Source organism: Pseudomonas sp. NIBRBAC000502773 (genome assembly GCF_006517195.1).
Lineage (GTDB): Bacteria > Pseudomonadota > Gammaproteobacteria > Pseudomonadales > Pseudomonadaceae > Aquipseudomonas > Aquipseudomonas marginalis.
The window spans coordinates 4,353,946-4,371,271 of the sequence record NZ_CP041189.1; the positions used below are offsets into that span (position 1 = coordinate 4,353,946).

Annotated in this window: 21 protein-coding genes; 16 read left to right on the plus strand and 5 right to left on the minus strand. The window is 60.0% G+C overall.

The features are described 5' to 3' along the window. Window positions 1-285: 285 nt before the first annotated feature. The 11 genes from NIBR502773_RS20035 to NIBR502773_RS20090 all read left to right on the plus strand — a co-directional run bounded on the left by NIBR502773_RS20035 (window position 286) and on the right by NIBR502773_RS20090 (window position 9,531). Entirely contained in the window at window positions 286-1,095 is an 810-nt protein-coding gene (locus NIBR502773_RS20035) for an ATP-binding cassette domain-containing protein (RefSeq protein WP_003171811.1), read from the plus strand. Beyond that, window positions 1,095-1,892: a lipid asymmetry maintenance ABC transporter permease subunit MlaE gene (gene mlaE, locus NIBR502773_RS20040; RefSeq protein WP_010213107.1), complete on the plus strand. Its 798-nt coding sequence runs from the start codon at window positions 1,095-1,097 to the stop codon at window positions 1,890-1,892. The genes NIBR502773_RS20035 and mlaE overlap by 1 nt, the downstream gene beginning before the upstream one ends. Beyond that, window positions 1,892-2,359 carry an outer membrane lipid asymmetry maintenance protein MlaD gene (gene mlaD, locus NIBR502773_RS20045; RefSeq protein WP_003171814.1) on the plus strand — a complete coding sequence of 156 codons (468 nt, stop codon included), beginning with the start codon at window positions 1,892-1,894 and terminating at the stop codon, window positions 2,357-2,359. Before mlaE ends, mlaD begins: the two co-directional genes overlap by 1 nt. A gap of 11 nt (window positions 2,360-2,370) precedes the next feature. After that, window positions 2,371-3,018 carry a phospholipid-binding protein MlaC gene (locus NIBR502773_RS20050; RefSeq protein WP_141156758.1) on the plus strand — a complete coding sequence of 216 codons (648 nt, stop codon included), beginning with the start codon at window positions 2,371-2,373 and terminating at the stop codon, window positions 3,016-3,018. After that, the gene (locus NIBR502773_RS20055; protein ID WP_065924287.1) at window positions 3,015-3,320 is read left to right on the plus strand and encodes a lipid asymmetry maintenance protein MlaB; all 306 of its coding nucleotides are present in this window, start codon (window positions 3,015-3,017) and stop codon (window positions 3,318-3,320) included. The genes NIBR502773_RS20050 and NIBR502773_RS20055 overlap by 4 nt, the downstream gene beginning before the upstream one ends. A gap of 114 nt (window positions 3,321-3,434) precedes the next feature. Continuing rightward, the gene (locus NIBR502773_RS20060; protein ID WP_027604803.1) at window positions 3,435-3,674 is read left to right on the plus strand and encodes a BolA family protein; all 240 of its coding nucleotides are present in this window, start codon (window positions 3,435-3,437) and stop codon (window positions 3,672-3,674) included. Window positions 3,675-3,697: 23 nt separating this feature from the next. Continuing rightward, on the plus strand, window positions 3,698-4,963 hold the full coding sequence (murA, locus tag NIBR502773_RS20065) for a UDP-N-acetylglucosamine 1-carboxyvinyltransferase (RefSeq protein ID WP_024073479.1): 1,266 nt from the start codon (window positions 3,698-3,700) through the stop codon (window positions 4,961-4,963). A gap of 226 nt (window positions 4,964-5,189) precedes the next feature. Beyond that, on the plus strand, window positions 5,190-5,825 hold the full coding sequence (hisG, locus tag NIBR502773_RS20070) for an ATP phosphoribosyltransferase (RefSeq protein WP_003188599.1): 636 nt from the start codon (window positions 5,190-5,192) through the stop codon (window positions 5,823-5,825). A gap of 128 nt (window positions 5,826-5,953) precedes the next feature. Continuing rightward, a complete protein-coding gene (gene hisD, locus NIBR502773_RS20075) occupies window positions 5,954-7,273 on the plus strand; it encodes a histidinol dehydrogenase (RefSeq protein WP_065924286.1) in 1,320 nt (439 codons plus the stop codon). Window positions 7,274-7,276: 3 nt separating this feature from the next. Further along, entirely contained in the window at window positions 7,277-8,329 is a 1,053-nt protein-coding gene (hisC, locus tag NIBR502773_RS20080) for a histidinol-phosphate transaminase (protein WP_141156759.1), read from the plus strand. A 239-nt stretch (window positions 8,330-8,568) separates the two neighbouring features. Then, entirely contained in the window at window positions 8,569-9,531 is a 963-nt protein-coding gene (locus NIBR502773_RS20090) for a transposase (RefSeq protein ID WP_141155450.1), read from the plus strand. Window positions 9,532-9,561: 30 nt separating this feature from the next. On the opposite strand, the gene NIBR502773_RS20095 is transcribed toward NIBR502773_RS20090, so the two are convergent. Both NIBR502773_RS20095 and upp read right to left on the minus strand, forming a co-directional pair. Then, window positions 9,562-10,836, minus strand: a complete 1,275-nt coding sequence (locus NIBR502773_RS20095) for a uracil-xanthine permease family protein (RefSeq protein WP_141156760.1) — start codon at window positions 10,834-10,836, stop codon at window positions 9,562-9,564. Between the two features lie 2 nt (window positions 10,837-10,838). Further along, window positions 10,839-11,477, minus strand: coding sequence for a uracil phosphoribosyltransferase (upp, locus tag NIBR502773_RS20100; protein ID WP_027604798.1), 639 nt, complete (start codon window positions 11,475-11,477; stop codon window positions 10,839-10,841). A gap of 163 nt (window positions 11,478-11,640) precedes the next feature. On the opposite strand from upp, the gene NIBR502773_RS20105 reads away from it, so the two are divergent. The 4 genes from NIBR502773_RS20105 (at window position 11,641) to NIBR502773_RS20120 (ending at window position 13,607) form a co-directional block, all read left to right on the plus strand. Continuing rightward, the gene (locus NIBR502773_RS20105; RefSeq protein ID WP_141156761.1) at window positions 11,641-12,198 is read left to right on the plus strand and encodes a hypoxanthine-guanine phosphoribosyltransferase; all 558 of its coding nucleotides are present in this window, start codon (window positions 11,641-11,643) and stop codon (window positions 12,196-12,198) included. A gap of 3 nt (window positions 12,199-12,201) precedes the next feature. Continuing rightward, a complete protein-coding gene (locus NIBR502773_RS20110; protein WP_065938539.1) occupies window positions 12,202-12,669 on the plus strand; it encodes a WbuC family cupin fold metalloprotein in 468 nt (155 codons plus the stop codon). Window positions 12,670-12,704: 35 nt separating this feature from the next. Beyond that, on the plus strand, window positions 12,705-13,190 hold the full coding sequence (locus tag NIBR502773_RS20115; RefSeq protein ID WP_115486645.1) for a hypothetical protein: 486 nt from the start codon (window positions 12,705-12,707) through the stop codon (window positions 13,188-13,190). 129 nt (window positions 13,191-13,319) lie between these two features. After that, window positions 13,320-13,607 (plus strand): PA4642 family protein, encoded by a 288-nt coding sequence (locus tag NIBR502773_RS20120; protein WP_115486646.1) that lies wholly within the window; start codon window positions 13,320-13,322, stop codon window positions 13,605-13,607. Window positions 13,608-13,676: 69 nt separating this feature from the next. Here NIBR502773_RS20120 and mqo read toward each other — a convergent pair whose 3' ends face one another. Then, entirely contained in the window at window positions 13,677-15,185 is a 1,509-nt protein-coding gene (gene mqo / locus NIBR502773_RS20125; RefSeq protein ID WP_027604793.1) for a malate dehydrogenase (quinone), read from the minus strand. Window positions 15,186-15,913: 728 nt separating this feature from the next. Further along, window positions 15,914-16,147 (minus strand): hypothetical protein, encoded by a 234-nt coding sequence (locus tag NIBR502773_RS20130; RefSeq protein ID WP_141156762.1) that lies wholly within the window; start codon window positions 16,145-16,147, stop codon window positions 15,914-15,916. Between the two features lie 194 nt (window positions 16,148-16,341). Between NIBR502773_RS20130 and NIBR502773_RS20135 the strand changes: the two genes are divergently transcribed. Beyond that, window positions 16,342-16,929: a YajG family lipoprotein gene (locus NIBR502773_RS20135; RefSeq protein ID WP_025855554.1), complete on the plus strand. Its 588-nt coding sequence runs from the start codon at window positions 16,342-16,344 to the stop codon at window positions 16,927-16,929. Between the two features lie 57 nt (window positions 16,930-16,986). Here NIBR502773_RS20135 and NIBR502773_RS20140 read toward each other — a convergent pair whose 3' ends face one another. Further along, window positions 16,987-17,196 carry a hypothetical protein gene (locus NIBR502773_RS20140; RefSeq protein ID WP_027604790.1) on the minus strand — a complete coding sequence of 70 codons (210 nt, stop codon included), beginning with the start codon at window positions 17,194-17,196 and terminating at the stop codon, window positions 16,987-16,989. Between the last annotated feature and the right edge of the window lie 130 nt (window positions 17,197-17,326).

The following is a 17,326-nucleotide window of genomic DNA, read 5'->3' on the forward strand; positions in this document are numbered from 1 at the left end:
AGTCGGCGATTATAGCGGTAATGATCAATTCCCTCACGCAAGTTCGTCAGGCTTTATTCAACGAATGCCTGAGAACCATCCTCAGTAACATAGCCAGCAACGTTTTTTCCCTGTCCCTAAACTGAACTAGCGCAGTTCCGGCCTTGGGCGCCCTGTACCAGCAGTGATATAGTTCGCCGCCAGTTCGGTCCGCCCAGCCCATGTGGCTATCTATATGCGTCACCGTTGCAAACGTTTGTCGCATGCATGGTGTCTGAGTGAGAGGCTGCATCCCAAGGAGTTTAGATGAGTGCCGATAACGCCTACGCGGTCGAGCTGAAGGGACTGACCTTCAAGCGCGGGACGCGCAGCATCTTCAATAACGTCGATATTCGCATTCCCCGCGGCAAGGTCACGGGCATCATGGGTCCGTCCGGTTGCGGCAAGACCACGCTGCTGCGTCTGATGGGCATGCAATTGCGCCCCAGCGCCGGTGAAGTATGGGTCAACGGCCAGAACCTGCCGACGCTGTCGCGCAGTGATCTGTTCGATGCGCGCAAGCATATGGGGGTGCTGTTCCAGAGCGGTGCGCTGTTTACCGACCTCGATGTGTTCGAGAACGTGGCGTTTCCGTTGCGGGTGCATACCCAGCTGTCCGACGAAATGATTCGTGACATTGTGTTGCTGAAACTGCAGGCCGTGGGCCTTCGTGGTGCCATCGACCTGATGCCCGACGAACTGTCCGGCGGCATGAAGCGCCGCGTGGCCCTGGCGCGTGCCATTGCCCTCGACCCGCAGATCCTCATGTACGACGAGCCCTTCGTCGGCCAGGATCCGATTGCCATGGGCGTGCTGGTACGCCTGATCCGTCTGCTCAACGATGCGCTGGGTATCACCAGTATCGTGGTCTCCCACGACCTTGCAGAAACCGCGAGCATTGCCGATTACCTTTATGTAGTCGGCGATGGCCAGGTGCTGGGGCAGGGTACGCCTGAAGAACTGATGAACGCCGACAACCCGCGTATTCGCCAATTCATGACCGGCGATCCCGATGGCCCTGTGCCTTTTCACTTTCCGGCAGCGGATTACCGCTCAGACCTTCTGGGGAAGCGCTGATGCGCAAGACATCTCTCATCGAGAAGGTTCGCCTTTTCGGTCGATCCGGTATCGACATCGTCGAAGTGCTGGGCCGCTCGACGATTTTCCTGTTTCACGCGTTGCTCGGCCGTGGTGGCATCGGCGGCGGCTTCGGCCTGTTGATCAAGCAGTTGCATTCGGTGGGCGTGATGTCCCTGGTGATCATTGTGGTCTCCGGGGTGTTCATCGGGATGGTGCTGGCGTTGCAGGGCTTCAATATCCTGTCCAGCTACGGTTCGGAGCAGGCGGTAGGGCAGATGGTTGCCCTGACGCTGCTGCGTGAGCTGGGGCCGGTCGTGACCGCGTTGCTGTTCGCCGGGCGTGCGGGTTCTGCGTTGACCGCCGAAATCGGCAACATGAAGTCCACCGAGCAGTTGTCCAGCCTGGAAATGATCGGCGTGGACCCGCTCAAGTACATTGTTGCCCCGCGCCTGTGGGCCGGCTTTATTTCCCTGCCGTTGCTGGCGATGATCTTCAGCGTGGTCGGTATCTGGGGCGGCTCGTGGGTGGCGGTGGACTGGTTGGGCGTCTATGACGGCTCCTACTGGGCCAACATGCAAAACAGCGTGACCTTCAGCGGTGACGTGCTCAACGGCATCATAAAGAGCATCGTCTTCGCCTTTGTAGTGACCTGGATCGCCGTATTCCAAGGCTACGACTGTGAGCCCACTTCAGAAGGGATCAGTCGCGCCACCACCAAGACCGTTGTGTACGCCTCGTTGGCAGTACTGGGCCTTGACTTCATTTTGACCGCCTTGATGTTTGGAGATTTCTGATGCAAAACCGCACTGTGGAAATCGGTGTCGGCCTTTTCTTGCTGGCTGGCATCCTGGCTTTACTGTTGCTGGCCCTGCGAGTCAGCGGCCTTTCGGCCAGCCCCACCGCCGATACTTATAAACTTTACGCGTACTTCGACAATATCGCCGGTTTGACTGTCAGAGCTAAAGTGACCATGGCCGGTGTGACCATCGGCAAGGTCACGGCAATCGATCTGGATCGCGACAGCTTCACCGGTCGAGTGACGATGCAACTGGACAAGAAGGTAGATAATCTGCCGACCGACTCCACTGCATCTATCCTCACTGCGGGCCTGCTGGGCGAGAAGTACATCGGTGTCAGTGTGGGCGGGGAAACAGCCCTGCTCAAGGATGGCTCGACCATCCACGACACGCAGTCGTCGCTGGTGCTTGAAGACCTGATCGGTAAATTCCTGCTCAATACGGTCAATAAAGACGCCAAATGAGGAATCTGTACATGATCTCTACCTTGCGACGTGGCCTCCTGGTACTGCTGGCAGCGCTGCCGTTGATGGCCAACGCAGCGGGTTCTGCGCACGAACTGGTGCAGGACACTACCAACAAGATGTTGGCTGACCTGACTGCCAATAAAGAGCAGTACAAGCAAGATCCGAGCAAATTCTACGAGGCGCTGAACAGCATCGTGGGCCCGGTCGTCGATGCTGAAGGTATTTCGCGCAGCATCATGACGGTCAAATATTCGCGCAAGGCCACACCTGCGCAAATGCAGACGTTCCAGGAGAACTTCAAGCGCGGCCTGTTCCAGTTCTATGGCAACGCTTTGCTCGAGTACAACAACCAGGGCATTACCGTCGCTCCCGCCGGGGATGAGTCGGGTGACCGCACCAGTGTCAACATGAGCGTCAAGGGCAACAATGGTGCCGTCTACCCTGTGCAGTACACGCTGGAGAAGATCAATGGCGAGTGGAAACTGCGCAATGTGATCATCAACGGCATCAACATCGGCAAGCTGTTCCGTGACCAGTTCGCCGACGCGATGCAGCGCAATGGCAACGACCTGGACAAAACCATCAATGGTTGGGCCGGTGAAGTCGCCAAGGCCAAGGAAGAGACCGATAAAGCCGCCGGGAAACCTGTGCAATGACCGAGTCGGCTGTTCGTCTCGGCGACGCGGGCGAGCTGTTCCTCAGCGGCGTGCTCGATTACCGCACCGGGCCTGACCTGCGCAAGCAGGGCCAGGCGCTGATCAAGACCAGCACGGCCCCTGCGCTAGTGCTGGATTGCTCGGCGGTAACCAAGTCCAGCAGTGTCGGCTTGTCGTTGCTGCTGTGTTTCATGCGTGATGCCGAAGCGGCCAAAAAGTCGGTCACCCTTCGTGCATTGCCCGAAGACATGCGTGAAATCGCCGAAGTTTCCGGTTTGACCGAGCTGTTGGCGCATCCTTAATACACATTATCGATAAAGCCCCCCGTCAGAGTCCTGCTATGCGGGGTTCGCAGGCGCGGGGCTTTTTTGTATGATGTGCGACCCGTGCGCACTGGGCGCCGATAGAGGTTGATCATGCAGGCCCTAGAAGTTAAGAGCTTTCTCGAAGGAAAGCTGCCGGATACGAACGTAGAAGTTGAAGGCGAAGGCTGCAACTTCCAGCTGAACGTGATTAGCGATGAACTGGCGGCACTCAGCCCGGTCAAGCGTCAGCAGCAGATCTATGCCCATTTGAACCCGTGGATCACCGATGGCAGCATCCACGCGGTCACTATGAAATTTTTCAGCCGCGCGGCCTGGGCCGAGCGCACCTGAGCCCCCAAGGCGTCGAGATTCTTATGGATAAATTGATTATTACCGGCGGTGCCCGCCTTGATGGCGAGATTCGCATTTCCGGTGCGAAAAACTCTGCCTTGCCGATCCTGGCTGCGACCCTGCTGTGCGATGGCCCTGTGACCGTGGCCAACCTGCCGCACCTGCACGACATCACCACCATGATCGAGCTGTTTGGTCGCATGGGTATTGAGCCGGTAATCGACGAGAAGCTGTCCGTCGAAATCGATCCGCGCACCATCAAGACCCTGATCGCCCCGTACGAACTGGTGAAGACCATGCGTGCGTCGATCCTGGTATTGGGCCCGATGGTCGCTCGTTTCGGCGAAGCCGAAGTCGCATTGCCTGGCGGTTGCGCCATTGGCTCGCGTCCGGTGGACCTGCACATCCGTGGCCTTGAGGCCATGGGCGCGACCATCGACGTCGAAGGCGGCTACATCAAGGCCAAGGCGCCGGAAGGCGGCCTGCGTGGCGCCAACTTCTTCTTTGATACCGTCAGTGTGACCGGTACCGAGAACATCATGATGGCTGCTGCTTTGGCCAATGGCCGCAGTGTGCTGCAAAACGCTGCGCGCGAGCCTGAAGTGGTCGACCTGGCCAACTTCCTGATCGCCATGGGTGCCAACATCACCGGCGCCGGCACCGACACCATTACCATCGACGGTGTGAAACGCCTGCACCCGGCCACCTACAAAGTGATGCCGGACCGCATCGAGACCGGTACCTACCTGGTTGCTGCCGCCGTCACCGGTGGTCGCGTCAAGGTCAAGGACACCGATCCGACCATCCTGGAAGCGGTCCTGGAAAAACTGCGCGAAGCCGGTGCCGAAATCACCACCGGTGAAGACTGGATCGAGCTGAACATGCACGGCAAGCGGCCAAAAGCCGTTAACGTGCGTACCGCTCCATACCCGGCGTTCCCGACCGACATGCAGGCGCAGTTCATCTCCTTGAACGCCATTGCCGAAGGCACGGGTGCCGTGATCGAGACCATCTTCGAAAACCGTTTCATGCACGTGTACGAACTGCACCGCATGGGCGCGAAGATCCAGGTCGAAGGCAACACTGCCATCGTGACCGGCACCGAGAAGCTCAAGGGCGCGCCAGTCATGGCCACCGACCTGCGCGCTTCGGCCAGCCTGGTGATCTCGGCGCTGATCGCCGAAGGCGATACCCTGATCGACCGCATCTACCACATAGACCGTGGCTACGAGTGCATCGAAGAGAAACTGCAGATGCTCGGCGCGAAAATCCGCCGCGTTCCGGGCTAGTCCCCGGAGTGATCTGTGGCGAGGGAGCTTGCTCGCGCTGGAGTGCGAAGCGCTCCCAAGATTTTTGGGGCCGCTTCGCGACCCAGCGGGAGCAAGCTCCCTCGCCACAGGGCTGTGCTTGCTGTTAGCTGAATTTGTTTCAAATCGAGGCTGTCATGGCCTCGATCTGTGTCTGGCGTCGTTTGCGACCGGACAGCAATAGCCTGATGAAGGACTGACGTTTCCCATGTTGACCATCGCACTGTCTAAGGGCCGCATCCTTGACGACACTTTGCCGCTTCTGGCTGAAGCGGGCATCGTGCCGACCGAGAATCCGGACAAGAGCCGCAAGCTGATCATCCCTACGACCCAGGACGACGTTCGCCTGCTGATCGTACGGGCTACCGACGTGCCGACCTATGTTGAACATGGCGCGGCCGACCTCGGTGTCGCCGGTAAAGACGTGCTGATGGAATACGGCGGCCAAGGCCTGTACGAGCCGCTGGACCTGCGCATTGCCCTGTGCAAGCTGATGACCGCCGGCCGTGTCGGTGATGTCGAGCCTAAAGGTCGCCTGCGCGTGGCCACCAAGTTCGTCAACGTCGCCAAGCGCTACTACGCCGAGCAAGGCCGCCAGGTCGACATCATCAAGCTATACGGCTCGATGGAGCTGGCGCCGCTGATCGGCCTGGCCGACAAGATCATCGACGTGGTCGACACCGGCAACACCCTGCGTGCCAACGGTCTCGAACCACAGGACTTTATCGCCGACATCAGCTCTCGGCTGATCGTCAACAAAGCGTCGATGAAGATGCAGCACGCCCGTATCCAGGCGTTGATCGACACCCTGCGCAAGGCAGTGGAGTCTCGACACCGCGGTTGACTCATCCGCGTAGCTGAAAAGCTGCGCCCGTCTATCCGCCTCATAGCCAGAATTCTCAGGTGCCCAAGCGGAAACGACTGCTAGTTTAGGGCGCCTGAGTTTTTGCCAATTCTATTGAGGCCCTCGCTATGACCACGTCCACTGCAATTGCCCGACTCAACGCTGCCGACCCGGATTTCGCCCATCATCTGGATCATCTGCTGAGCTGGGAAAGCGTGTCCGACGACTCGGTCAACCAGCGGGTCCTCGACATTATCAAGGCGGTGCGCGAGCGCGGTGATGCGGCGCTGGTGGATTTCACCCGGCAGTTCGACGGTCTGGACGTCAAGTCCATGTCCGACCTGATCCTGCCCCGCGAACGCCTGGAACTGGCCCTGACGCGCATCACCGCGCCCCAGCGCCAGGCCCTCGAAGTCGCCGCGACCCGAGTGCGCAGCTACCACGAAAAACAGAAGCAGGATTCCTGGAGCTATACCGAGGCTGACGGTACTGTACTGGGCCAGAAGGTCACGCCCCTGGACCGTGCCGGTTTGTACGTGCCGGGTGGCAAAGCCTCGTACCCCTCGTCGGTATTGATGAACGCGATTCCCGCCAAGGTGGCCGGCGTCACCGAAGTGGTCATGGTGGTACCCACCCCGCGCGGTGAAATCAACGAACTGGTACTGGCTGCCGCCTGCATTGCCGGTGTCGACCGCGTGTTTACCATCGGCGGTGCCCAAGCGGTTGCCGCCCTGGCTTATGGCACCGAAAGCGTGCCGAAGGTCGACAAGGTGGTCGGCCCCGGCAACATCTACGTGGCCACTGCCAAGCGCCACGTGTTCGGCCAGGTCGGTATCGACATGATCGCCGGCCCGTCGGAAATTCTCGTGGTGTGTGACGGCCAGACCGATCCGGACTGGATCGCCATGGACCTGTTCTCCCAGGCCGAGCACGACGAGGACGCCCAGGCGATCCTGGTCAGCCCGGACGCCGAGTTCCTCGACAAGGTCGCCGCCAGCATCAATAAGCTGCTGCCGACCATGGACCGCGCCGAGATTATCGAGAAGTCGATCAATGGCCGTGGCGCGCTGATCCTGGTGCGTGACATGGAGCAGGCTATCGAAGTGGCCAACCGTATCGCGCCGGAGCACCTGGAGCTGTCTGTGGCCGATCCACAGGCCTGGCTGCCGTCGATTCGCCATGCGGGTGCGATCTTCATGGGCCGCCACACCAGCGAAGCGCTGGGCGACTACTGTGCCGGTCCCAACCACGTGCTGCCGACGTCCGGCACCGCGCGCTTCTCGTCGCCGCTGGGGGTGTATGACTTCCAGAAGCGTTCGTCGATCATCTTTTGCTCGCCACAAGGCGCTTCCGAATTGGGCAAGACCGCCTCGGTGCTGGCCCGTGGTGAATCCCTGAGCGCCCACGCCCGTAGTGCTGAGTATCGAATTCTGGAAGAGGGGAAATAACACATGAGCAAATTCTGGAGCCCCTTCGTCAAGGACCTCGTGCCTTACGTGCCCGGCGAGCAACCGAAGCTGACCAGGCTGGTCAAGCTCAACACCAATGAAAACCCCTACGGCCCGTCGGCCAAGGCGCTGGCTGCGATGCAGGCCGAGTTGAACGACAACCTGCGCCTGTACCCGGACCCCAACAGCGACCTGCTCAAGCAGGCCGTGGCCAAGTACTACGGGATAGACGCCGGCAAGGTGTTCCTCGGTAACGGCTCCGATGAAGTCCTGGCGCACATTTTCCACGGCCTGTTCCAGCACGAGCTGCCGTTGCTGTTCCCGGATATCAGCTACAGCTTCTATCCGGTGTACTGCGGCCTCTACGGCATCAAGTCCGACCCGGTGCCGTTGGATGAGCAGTTCCAGATCCGCGTAGCGGACTACGCCAGGCCCAACGGCGGGATCATCTTCCCCAACCCGAACGCGCCCACCGGCTGTGTGCTGGCGCTGGACGCCGTGGAGCAGATCCTCAAGGCCAGCCCGGATTCGGTAGTGGTGGTCGATGAAGCCTATATCGACTTTGGCGGCGAAACAGCCATCAGCCTGGTGGACCGTTACCCGAACCTGCTGGTGACCCAGACCCTGTCCAAATCGCGCTCACTGGCCGGTTTGCGCGTGGGCCTGGCCGTGGGCCACCCTGACCTCATCGAAGCGCTGGAGCGGGTCAAGAACAGCTTCAACTCCTACCCGCTGGATCGCCTGGCGATTGTCGGCGCGGCGGCGGCGTTCGAGGACCGGGCGTACTTCGACAAGACGTGCCAGTTGGTCATCGACAACCGCAACAAGGTGGTCGCGCAATTGGAAGGTAAAGGCTTTGAAGTGTTGCCGTCAGCGGCCAACTTCATCTTTGCCCGCCACCCACGACACGACGCAGCCGGCCTGGCGGCCAAGCTGCGTGAGCAAGGGGTGATCGTGCGGCACTTCAAGCAGGAGCGGATTGCCCAGTTCCTGCGGATCAGCATCGGTACGCCGGAGCAGAACCAGGCGCTGATTGATGGTCTCGGCGAGCTTTAACGGGCGCTGAAATCAAATGTGGGAGGGGGCAAGCCCCCTTGTATGTTTAGACTTGAAGGGGTGGGTGGGACTAAAAGCCCGATTCTGACTCTAACCAGTACAGACCGTGGGAGACTTCGTCCCACCCCTTCTACCCAAAAGCGCCAATAAGGAATTCATCGGCAAGGCCGACGATAGAGACAAGTCAGCGCAACGGTAGACCCCAACAAGCTCTTAAACCCTAGCTCCGAGGATTCGTCATGACAATCCTTACTTCGCAAACGGTCGTGGGTGTTGATGTGGCCAAGGCTGAGGTGCTCGTCTATCGTGCCGATCTGCAAACCACACAAGCCATCCCCAATAATCGAACAGCACTCAAACGCTGGCTCAAGACGCTGCCCGCCCAAAGTGGCATTGCCGTCGAGGCCACCAATATTTACCACTTGGACACGGTTGAGTTGGCCCATGAGTTGGGTCATCAGGTCTACGTCGTGGACGGTTATCGCTTGAGTCATTACCGTCGCGGTGTCGGCCAACGAGCTAAAAATGATCCGTGCGATGCTCGTCTTCTAGCTCGGTACCTGGCGCATGAACAGGGTGGATTACGCGCTTGGAGCCCGCCACCCAAGGCTTACAAGGCCCTGCAAAGTCTGCTTCATCGACGGGCAGCACTGATCAAGGCGCGCGTCAGTCTGGCTCAGAGCTGGGCCGATGAGCCGCGCCTGGAAGAGGAGCTGAAATGTCTGATGGAGACGTTTAAGCACTCGGATTTGGCCATTCAAAAAAAGCTGCGCGACCTGAGCAAAGAGGCTGGAGTCGCCGAAAATATTGAGCGTTGCAAGGCCATTGAAGGCGTCGGAGTACTGACGGCAACCGGATTTGCGACGGCTTTTTTGCGTGGCGAGTTTAAGGATAGCAATGCCTTCATCGCTTTTTTGGGCATGGACTTGAGGGTCGATGACTCGGGAAAAAAGACGGGGAGTCGCAGTCTGACCAAGAAAGGGGATCCGGAAATACGGCGTCTGGCCCACAACTCGGCCATGGCTGCCTGTCGTTCAGCGACCTGGAAACCATTTTATGAAGGGTACCTGGCCAGAGGATTCAAGAAGACTCAGGCCTTGGTAATTCTTGCCCGAAAACTCGCACGGGTGGCGTTCGCCCTGATGAAAAACCAGAGCGAATACCAACCGAATCGGCCGTTGCAGGGTTGTCCTGCAACATAGAATCTCCCACATTGGTTTTTGCGTTGGCAGTTAGATCAGCGGCTCATCCGGCTTCTTGTTCTTCCAGCCATCATTGCCCGGCAGCAACAGGTTCAGGCCAATCGCTACCACCGCACACAGGGCAATGCCCTTCAGGCCGAAGTCATCCGGACCGGTCCCGGTTCCCACCAGCACCCCACCAATCCCGAACACCAGGGTCACCGACACAATCACCAGATTGCGCGCCTCGCCCAGGTCGATCCTGTGGCGGATCAAGGTGTTCATCCCCACCGCGGCAATCGAGCCGAACAGCAGGCACAGGATCCCGCCCATCACCGGCACCGGGATGCTTTGCAGCAGTGCGCCGAACTTGCCGATGAACGCCAGGCTGATGGCAAACACTGCCGCCCAGGTCATGATCTTCGGGTTGTAGTTCTTGGTCAGCATCACCGCGCCCGTCACTTCGGCGTAGGTGGTGTTCGGCGGGCCGCCAAACAGGCCGGCGGCCGTGGTGGCGATTCCGTCACCGAGCAGGGTGCGGTGCAGGCCAGGCTTCTTCAGGTAGTCGCGACCGGTCACGCTGCCCACCGCAATCACGCCGCCGATATGTTCGATCGCCGGGGCCAGGGCCACCGGGACGATAAACAGGATCGCCTGCCAGTTGAACTCCGGCGCGGTGAAGTGGGGCAAAGCGAACCACGGGGCGGCGGCGATCTTCGCCGTGTCGACCACGCCAAAGTAGAACGCCATGGCAAAGCCCACCAGCACGCCGGAGATGATCGGCACCAGGCGGAAGATACCCTTGCCGAACACCGCGACGATCAACGTGGTCAGCAGCGCCGGCATCGAGATCATCATCGCCGTCTGGTAATGAATCAACTCGGCGCCATCGCCGGATTTACCCATCGCCATGTTCGCGGCAATCGGTGCCATGGCCAGGCCGATGGAAATGATCACCGGGCCGATCACCACGGGCGGCAGCAGGCGGTCGATGAAACCGGTGCCTTTGATCTTCACGGCCAGGCCGAGGAAGGTATAGACAAAACCGGCCGCCATCACCCCGCCCATGGTCGCCGCGAGGCCGAACTGGCCCTTGGCAAGAATGATCGGGGTAATGAAGGCAAAGCTCGACGCCAGGAAGACCGGCACCTGCCGTCCTGTCACCACCTGGAACAACAACGTGCCCAGGCCGGCGGTGAACAGGGCGACGTTTGGATCAAGACCTGTGATCAGTGGCATCAACACCAGCGCGCCAAATGCTACGAAGAGCATCTGTGCGCCAGACAGGATCTGGCGCCAAAGCGGGTCGTTGAACTCATCCTGCATGCTCACGCGTCCTTCTGCTTGGTGCCGAAGATCTTGTCACCGGCATCGCCCAGGCCTGGGATGATGTAACCGTGTTCGTTCAGGCGCTCGTCGATGGAGGCGGTGTAGATCTGCACGTCCGGGTGGGCTTTCTCGACGGCGGCGATGCCTTCGGGCGCGGCCACCAGCACCATGGCACGGATGTCCCGGCAACCGGCTTTTTTCAGCAGGTCGATGGTGGCAACCATGGAGCTGCCGGTAGCGAGCATCGGGTCGATGATCATGGCCAGGCGCTCGTTGATTTCCGGTACGAGTTTTTCCAGGTAGGTGTGGGCCTGCAGGGTTTCTTCGTTGCGGGCGACGCCGACGGCGCTGACCTTGGCGCCCGGGATCAGGCTGAGCACGCCTTCGAGCATGCCGATACCGGCACGCAGGATCGGCACCACGGTGATCTTCTTACCGGCGATCTTCTCGACCTGGACAGTGCCAGCCCAACCTTCGATGTCGTAGGTTTCCAGGGGCAAATCTTTGGTGGCTTCGTAAGTGAGCAGCGCTCCAACTTCCTGAGCAAGCTCACGGAAATTCTTCGTGCTGATGTCGGCGCGGCGCATAAGGCCGAGTTTGTGTCGGATCAGCGGGTGGCGGATCTCGCGAGTGGGCATGGGAAAGGCTCCGGCGGCGGGCAAAAAAACCGGCCTAGATTAATCTATCCGAGGGTGTTGTCCTATAGACATCTAGTACGTTAGTCCATTAAGGCTTGCTCGGAGCGCACGAGAAGCGTACCTTCGCCCGCTTTTCTTGCCACAGCACCCCTTGGAGAGCGCCATGTCCGCTGATCTCGAGCATATCCGTCAAATCATGCGCGAGGCTGACTGCCTGTACACCGAAGCGCAAGTCGAAGCAGCGATCGCCAAGGTTGGCGCACACATCACCCGCGAAATGGCCGACACCAACCCGGTGGTCTTCTGCGTGATGAACGGTGGTCTGATCTTCGCCGGCAAATTGCTGACTTACCTACAGTTCCCGTTGGAAGCGTCCTACCTGCACGCCACTCGCTATCGCAACGAAACCAGCGGCGGCGACCTGTTCTGGAAAGCCAAGCCGGAAGTTTCGTTCATCGACCGCGACGTGCTGATCATCGACGACATCCTCGATGAGGGCCACACCCTGGGCGCGATCATCGACTTCTGCAAACACGCAGGCGCACGTAAGGTGCACACTGCCGTGCTGATCGACAAAGACCACGACCGCAAGGCCCGTCCCGAGTTGAAAGCCGATTTCGTCGGCCTGTCGTGCATCGATCGCTACATCTTCGGTTACGGTATGGATTACAAGGGCTACTGGCGCAACGCCAATGGAATCTACGCCGTCAAAGGTATGTAACCCATGACTCGCTTTCTTGATCAGACGCTGTTTGCCGAGTTGGCCGAGAAAGCGGGCGCCAGCCTCCGTGGCCGGCATCATCACAACTTTCATCAGATGGAAGAGCCGTGCCATCGCCTGGCCGTGGGCCTGCAGCCCAGCACCTACGTGCCGCCCCATCGGCACTTGAGCGCGGACAAGGCGGAAACCTTGCTGGTCCTCCAGGGTCGCTTGGGCTTGCTGGTGTTCAGCGACACCGGCGAGGTGCTCGCCAAGCGCGTGATGCAGGCCGGCGGCGAATGCTCGGGCGTCGACCTGCCGCCCGGCGTGTTCCATGGCCTGGTGGTGCTGGCGCCCGACACGGTGATGTTCGAGTGCAAGGCCGGGCCTTATCGGCCGGTGGGCGAAGGCGAACTGGCCGATTGGGCGCCCCGTGAAGGCGACGCCAATGTGGCCGAGTATCAACGCTGGATGCTTGCCCAGTTCGATTGAGCTACAGTGCTGGGTCACCTCTTGCGGAGCGGCCCATGAGCCTGTTGATACGCACCTGCGCCGCCCTGGCGTTGACCCTCAGTCTGCCGCTGGCTGCGGCGCCTGCGCCGATGCATGCGCAGTTCCTGCCGCCGGACGATCTGACCCTGCGCGCCGAAGCCCCTGACCAGCAGCAACTGCTGCAAGTCACCGAATATGCGGTGGTGGTGGGCAACCAGCGTCAATCCACGCAACAACCGATCCCGGTGACCTCGCCGCTGATGATCCGCCTCAAGGGCAAGTCCCTGAACAAAGGCGCGACCATCAGCCAGGTGGTGCTCAACTTCGATGCCGAGAGCAAAAGCCTGAAAAAGCCGGTGTACGATGACAAGAGCAAAACCTTGACCCTGTCCTACCCGGTGGCCCAGTACCGAGTGATTGTCGACCTGCTGCGCAATGACACGGTGTATGTGCAGTTCCTCAGTTACGCCAACGGGCATGTCTGGGCGGATGTGCATACCGGTGCTGTTCGTAGCAAATAGCAAAAACACTGAAGAACCAGTGTGGGAAGGGCTTGCCCCCGCCCACATTGGTTCTTCACCGCTTTCGAAGCCTGCGCCTCGCAGGTAGACTTCAAACCCCGTGTAAATGTCTGCTGGCTGGAGTCGGTAATGCGTAAAGATAAGAAACAGGTGATTGGTGACGAGATCGGCGACGACCAGATCAAGTTGTTCCTGGACTTCGAGCCGGTTGACGCGACGTCCCCGTCCCTGCACAAACTGATCAAGGCCTACCGTGGCCTGCGTATCGACGACTTCGAACGCTTCCTGGTTTTCTTCAAGGCGGCCGGTTTGGACCTGGATGGCAAGGATGAGCACGGCCAGACGTTTGTCGACCTGATCAAGGACCAGCGCAACGCCGCCGACTATATCGAGCTGATCAACAACGCCCGCGGCTGATTATTCCTGGGCATAAAAAACGCCCCGTTCTCATCGCGAGAACGGGGCGTTTTTCATGGCCGCAATGCCTTAGGCGTAGCTCTCGGCCTCGTTGCTCTGCTCAACCAGTTCGAGGCTGATGTTGTTCTGTGCGTTGATCTTGCGATACAGCTCAGCATCAGTCTCCAGGACCTTCTCCCGCGCCGGGAAGATCTCGTGCAGCTTGGTCGCCCATTCACCGGCAGCTTTCTGCGGGAAGCAACGCTCGATCAATTCCAGCATGATCGACACCGTCACCGAGGCGCCCGGGGAGGCACCCAGCAGCGCAGCCAGCGAGCCGTCCTTGGCCGCGACCAGCTCGGTGCCAAATTGCAGCACGCCGCCTTTCTTCGGGTCTTTCTTGATGATCTGCACCCGTTGGCCGGCCACTTCCAGGCGCCAGTCTTCGGCTTTCGCTTCAGGGTAGAAGCGACGCAGGGATTCCAGGCGCTGCTCCATGGACTGCATCACTTCGCTGACCAGGTACTTGGTCAGGTCCATGTTGTCGCGGGCCACGGCCAGCATCGGGCCAATGTTGCCGGCGCGAACCGACAGCGGCAGGTCGAGGAACGAACCGTGCTTGAGGAACTTGGTGGTGAAGCCGGCGTATGGCCCGAACAGCAGCGATTTCTTGCCGTCGACTACGCGGGTGTCCAGGTGCGGCACGGACATCGGCGGCGAGCCCACGGCGGCCTGGCTGTAGACCTTGGCCTGGTGGTGCTTGACCACTTCCGGGTTGTCGCAACGCAGCCACTGGCCGCTGACCGGGAAACCGCCAAACCCTTTGCTTTCTTCGATGCCCGAGGCCTGCAGCAGCGGCAGGGCCGCGCCACCGGCGCCGAGGAACACGAACTTGGCGTCCACTTCGCGGCTGTTGCCACTGTTGACGTCCTTGATGCTCACGGTCCAGCCCGCGCCGTTACGTTTGAGGCCGGTCACGCGCTTGCTGTACTTGACCTGGGCGTCGGGGGAGCTGGTCAGGTGAGTGAGCAACTGGTTGGTCAGGGCGCCGAAGTTGACGTCGGTGCCGTTCATCACACGGGTGGCCGCAATTTTTTCGTCGAGCGGGCGGCCCGGCATCATCAGCGGCATCCACTCGGCCATTTCGCTGCGGTCTTCGGTGTAGTGCATGTCCGAGAACGCATGGTGCTGGCTGAGAGTTTCAAAGCGCTTCCTGAGGAACTCCACGCCTTTTTCGCCCTGCACGAAGCTCAGGTGCGGCACCGGGCTGATAAAGGACTTGGACGAGCCAAAGGTGCCCTTCCTGGTCAGGTAGGCCCAGAACTGCTTCGACACCTCGAACTGGGTGTTGATGTGCACGGCTTTCTTGATGTCGATGGAGCCATCGGCGGCCTGGGGCGTGTAGTTCAGCTCACACAGCCCGGCGTGGCCGGTACCGGCGTTGTTCCACGGGTTGGAACTTTCCGCGGCACCCGAGTCCATCAGCTCAACGACTTCCAGCTTGAGGCCGGGGTCGAGCTCTTTGAGCAGTACGGCCAGGGTGGCACTCATGATGCCGGCCCCTACCAGTACTACGTCGACTGCTTCGTTATGCGCCATTTAACGCGTCTCCAAAATCTGCAGCACCAAATTGACGGCATGGCTGCCAGGAGTGACGGGGCGTTTCACGTGTTGCCCCAGATTACCCATGGCCAGGATCGCCATGTCCGTTTCGCAATTCCTTGCACATTCAGCACACGCTTCCTGCCCGGCCTGATCTGCCTATGAACGCATTCATGGGCGCCTGTGGCAATTCGACTTATGGTCAAAGCGTGCGATTCGTGCAATCAATCCGTAGCGGACAGGCTCAAGCTCCGGTGTTTGCGGAGTACTCGGTCCTGTGTGGTTGGGCTGTTCCAGACGCTGATGGTGCTTGTACAAACGCCAAACTATTCATTTGCTCGCCACACTCTTGTGAAGTTGTGAAAACCCGTTTTTTTCACGCTCTTTTGAAGACGTGAACCTCAAAAAAGGGCTGCCCCAGCCTGGCACCTGGCCCGCAAACCTCCGCCGACACGCGGCAAAACGGGCAAACAACTCAAGTGGCCGAGCGCAATGGCAGCTCTGGCAGATTCGGTAAAGGCGGGTGGTTTGCAAAGGAAACAGCAAGCGCGCCAGCTTCACTCGATCTGTGTGGGCGGCTCTCTGTGGGCGATTCTTGGGGTTAATACCGAGGCATTAACGATGCTGCGAGGCCCGATCAGGAGACGTCCTTATAATCGGGGGGAGATTGTAGCGAAGAACGCCGGGGAAATGGGCGGGTTTTATGACTTTTATTAGGCGTTCGGTCAGGCGGCCAACGCCTGGTGACGTGGCGACCGCGCTGGGCGTGGGCTTACACGGGCGCGAGCCGGCAACGGATGATGCATCCAGCTCAGGCGAATTTCTTCGATTTCTACCCAGCCTTCGCCGACGGGAGGGTGGCAGCACGCTTTGAAGGCCTGGCAGCGGCCTTGCGCATCGAGCAGGGCGAACTGGCGAAGGGCGGGCTTGCGCGTAAACAGCGACCAGAGAAAATGCATGGCGATCAACCTCCTGAGATTGAGGCCAAGCATGCCTGCTTCGGATGACGAGCCCATGTAACGGCTATGACATATCGGTGACATCGAACCGCAGGCGAAGCCCCGGGTCACAGGTTGTAACTGACGCTAGTTCCCAGCAGGGGCGCCCCGCTATACTGCCGGCCTGTCGGTACCTGATTTCTGGAGAGAAGCGCATGTTGCAACGCCTGTTGTTCGGTTTGATCACTGTGACCAGCTTGACCCTGGTTGGCTGCGCCAACAGCCCGCAGCAACTGACCCCGGAACCGAAAATCACCACGCAGCTGGCCCCGGTGGGCCATGGCCAGCCGGTGTCGGTACGGGTGGTGGACGGTCGTCCGTCGCCGACACTCGGTTCGCGCGGTGGCCTGTATCCGGAAACCGCCCTGGTGTCGGTGAACGCTCAAGACGTGCTGCCCAAGCTGCAGGCCCAGGCCGAAGCGGCCGTGCGCCTGCTGGGGTTTACCCCCAGCCCCAACGCGCCGGGCGCTCCGCAGTTGACGATCACCCTGGCCGAGTTGAAGTATCAGTCGCCTAAAGACGGTCTTTACGTGACCGAGGCGTCCATTGGCGCCACCTTCAAGTCCGACGTCACCGCCGGCACCCGTCGCTACAGCGGCCGTTACGGTGCGTCGCTGAACCAGCGTTTCGGCATGTCGCCTAACCAGGAAACCAACACCAAGCTGGTCAGCGACGTCCTGAGCGACGCCTTGACCCGCTTGTTCAAGGACCCAAGCATCGGTTCATTGCTCAGCTCGCAGTAATCGCTCAAACAAAAAACCGGGCTCAGCGATGAGCCCGGTTTTTTTATGCCTTCAGTTTCACGCTGCCGTGTCGATGCAAAAGTCCAGCATGCTCACCCCCGTCAACAGATCGGCCTCCGGCAAGTCTGCATGCTGGTGCCCGCCAAGGGCGCAATACACCAGCCAGTGGCGGTCCTGCACGTTGAACGCCAGGCCGCCGATCAGCGCCTCTTGCTCGTCGCTTTGGGCAATCAGATACAGCCGATCCTGGTTGTGCGCGTGCAGCATGACAAGCTCCTGAGTGTTCGAAGGGCAACAGAGTGGCTTGTTAAGGTGACGTTCAGGTGACGGCGTAAATTACTGGATACATTAGCCGTCCATGGGGGCGGAGCGGTTTTGGCGTTCGATGCCACTACCG

Excerpts from the sequence above, each read along its gene's own strand:
- NIBR502773_RS20050 (WP_141156758.1), top strand. The coding sequence starts at position 2,371 with ATGATCTCTACCTTGCGACGTGGCCTCCTGGTACTGCTGGCAGCGCTG.
- NIBR502773_RS20090 (WP_141155450.1), top strand. The coding sequence starts at position 8,569 with ATGACAATCCTTACTTCGCAAACGGTCGTGGGTGTTGATGTGGCCAAG.
- NIBR502773_RS20060 (WP_027604803.1), top strand. The coding sequence starts at position 3,435 with ATGCAGGCCCTAGAAGTTAAGAGCTTTCTCGAAGGAAAGCTGCCGGAT.
- NIBR502773_RS20115 (WP_115486645.1), top strand. The coding sequence starts at position 12,705 with ATGAGCCTGTTGATACGCACCTGCGCCGCCCTGGCGTTGACCCTCAGT.
- NIBR502773_RS20055 (WP_065924287.1), top strand. The coding sequence starts at position 3,015 with ATGACCGAGTCGGCTGTTCGTCTCGGCGACGCGGGCGAGCTGTTCCTC.
- NIBR502773_RS20135 (WP_025855554.1), top strand. The coding sequence starts at position 16,342 with ATGTTGCAACGCCTGTTGTTCGGTTTGATCACTGTGACCAGCTTGACC.
- upp (WP_027604798.1), bottom strand. The coding sequence starts at position 11,477 with ATGCCCACTCGCGAGATCCGCCACCCGCTGATCCGACACAAACTCGGC.
- mqo (WP_027604793.1), bottom strand. The coding sequence starts at position 15,185 with ATGGCGCATAACGAAGCAGTCGACGTAGTACTGGTAGGGGCCGGCATC.
- NIBR502773_RS20035 (WP_003171811.1), top strand. The coding sequence starts at position 286 with ATGAGTGCCGATAACGCCTACGCGGTCGAGCTGAAGGGACTGACCTTC.
- mlaD (WP_003171814.1), top strand. The coding sequence starts at position 1,892 with ATGCAAAACCGCACTGTGGAAATCGGTGTCGGCCTTTTCTTGCTGGCT.
- NIBR502773_RS20120 (WP_115486646.1), top strand. The coding sequence starts at position 13,320 with ATGCGTAAAGATAAGAAACAGGTGATTGGTGACGAGATCGGCGACGAC.
- NIBR502773_RS20095 (WP_141156760.1), bottom strand. The coding sequence starts at position 10,836 with ATGCAGGATGAGTTCAACGACCCGCTTTGGCGCCAGATCCTGTCTGGC.
- murA (WP_024073479.1), top strand. The coding sequence starts at position 3,698 with ATGGATAAATTGATTATTACCGGCGGTGCCCGCCTTGATGGCGAGATT.
- NIBR502773_RS20105 (WP_141156761.1), top strand. The coding sequence starts at position 11,641 with ATGTCCGCTGATCTCGAGCATATCCGTCAAATCATGCGCGAGGCTGAC.
- mlaE (WP_010213107.1), top strand. The coding sequence starts at position 1,095 with ATGCGCAAGACATCTCTCATCGAGAAGGTTCGCCTTTTCGGTCGATCC.
- NIBR502773_RS20130 (WP_141156762.1), bottom strand. The coding sequence starts at position 16,147 with ATGCATTTTCTCTGGTCGCTGTTTACGCGCAAGCCCGCCCTTCGCCAG.
- NIBR502773_RS20110 (WP_065938539.1), top strand. The coding sequence starts at position 12,202 with ATGACTCGCTTTCTTGATCAGACGCTGTTTGCCGAGTTGGCCGAGAAA.
- hisD (WP_065924286.1), top strand. The coding sequence starts at position 5,954 with ATGACCACGTCCACTGCAATTGCCCGACTCAACGCTGCCGACCCGGAT.
- NIBR502773_RS20140 (WP_027604790.1), bottom strand. The coding sequence starts at position 17,196 with ATGCTGCACGCGCACAACCAGGATCGGCTGTATCTGATTGCCCAAAGC.
- hisG (WP_003188599.1), top strand. The coding sequence starts at position 5,190 with ATGTTGACCATCGCACTGTCTAAGGGCCGCATCCTTGACGACACTTTG.
- hisC (WP_141156759.1), top strand. The coding sequence starts at position 7,277 with ATGAGCAAATTCTGGAGCCCCTTCGTCAAGGACCTCGTGCCTTACGTG.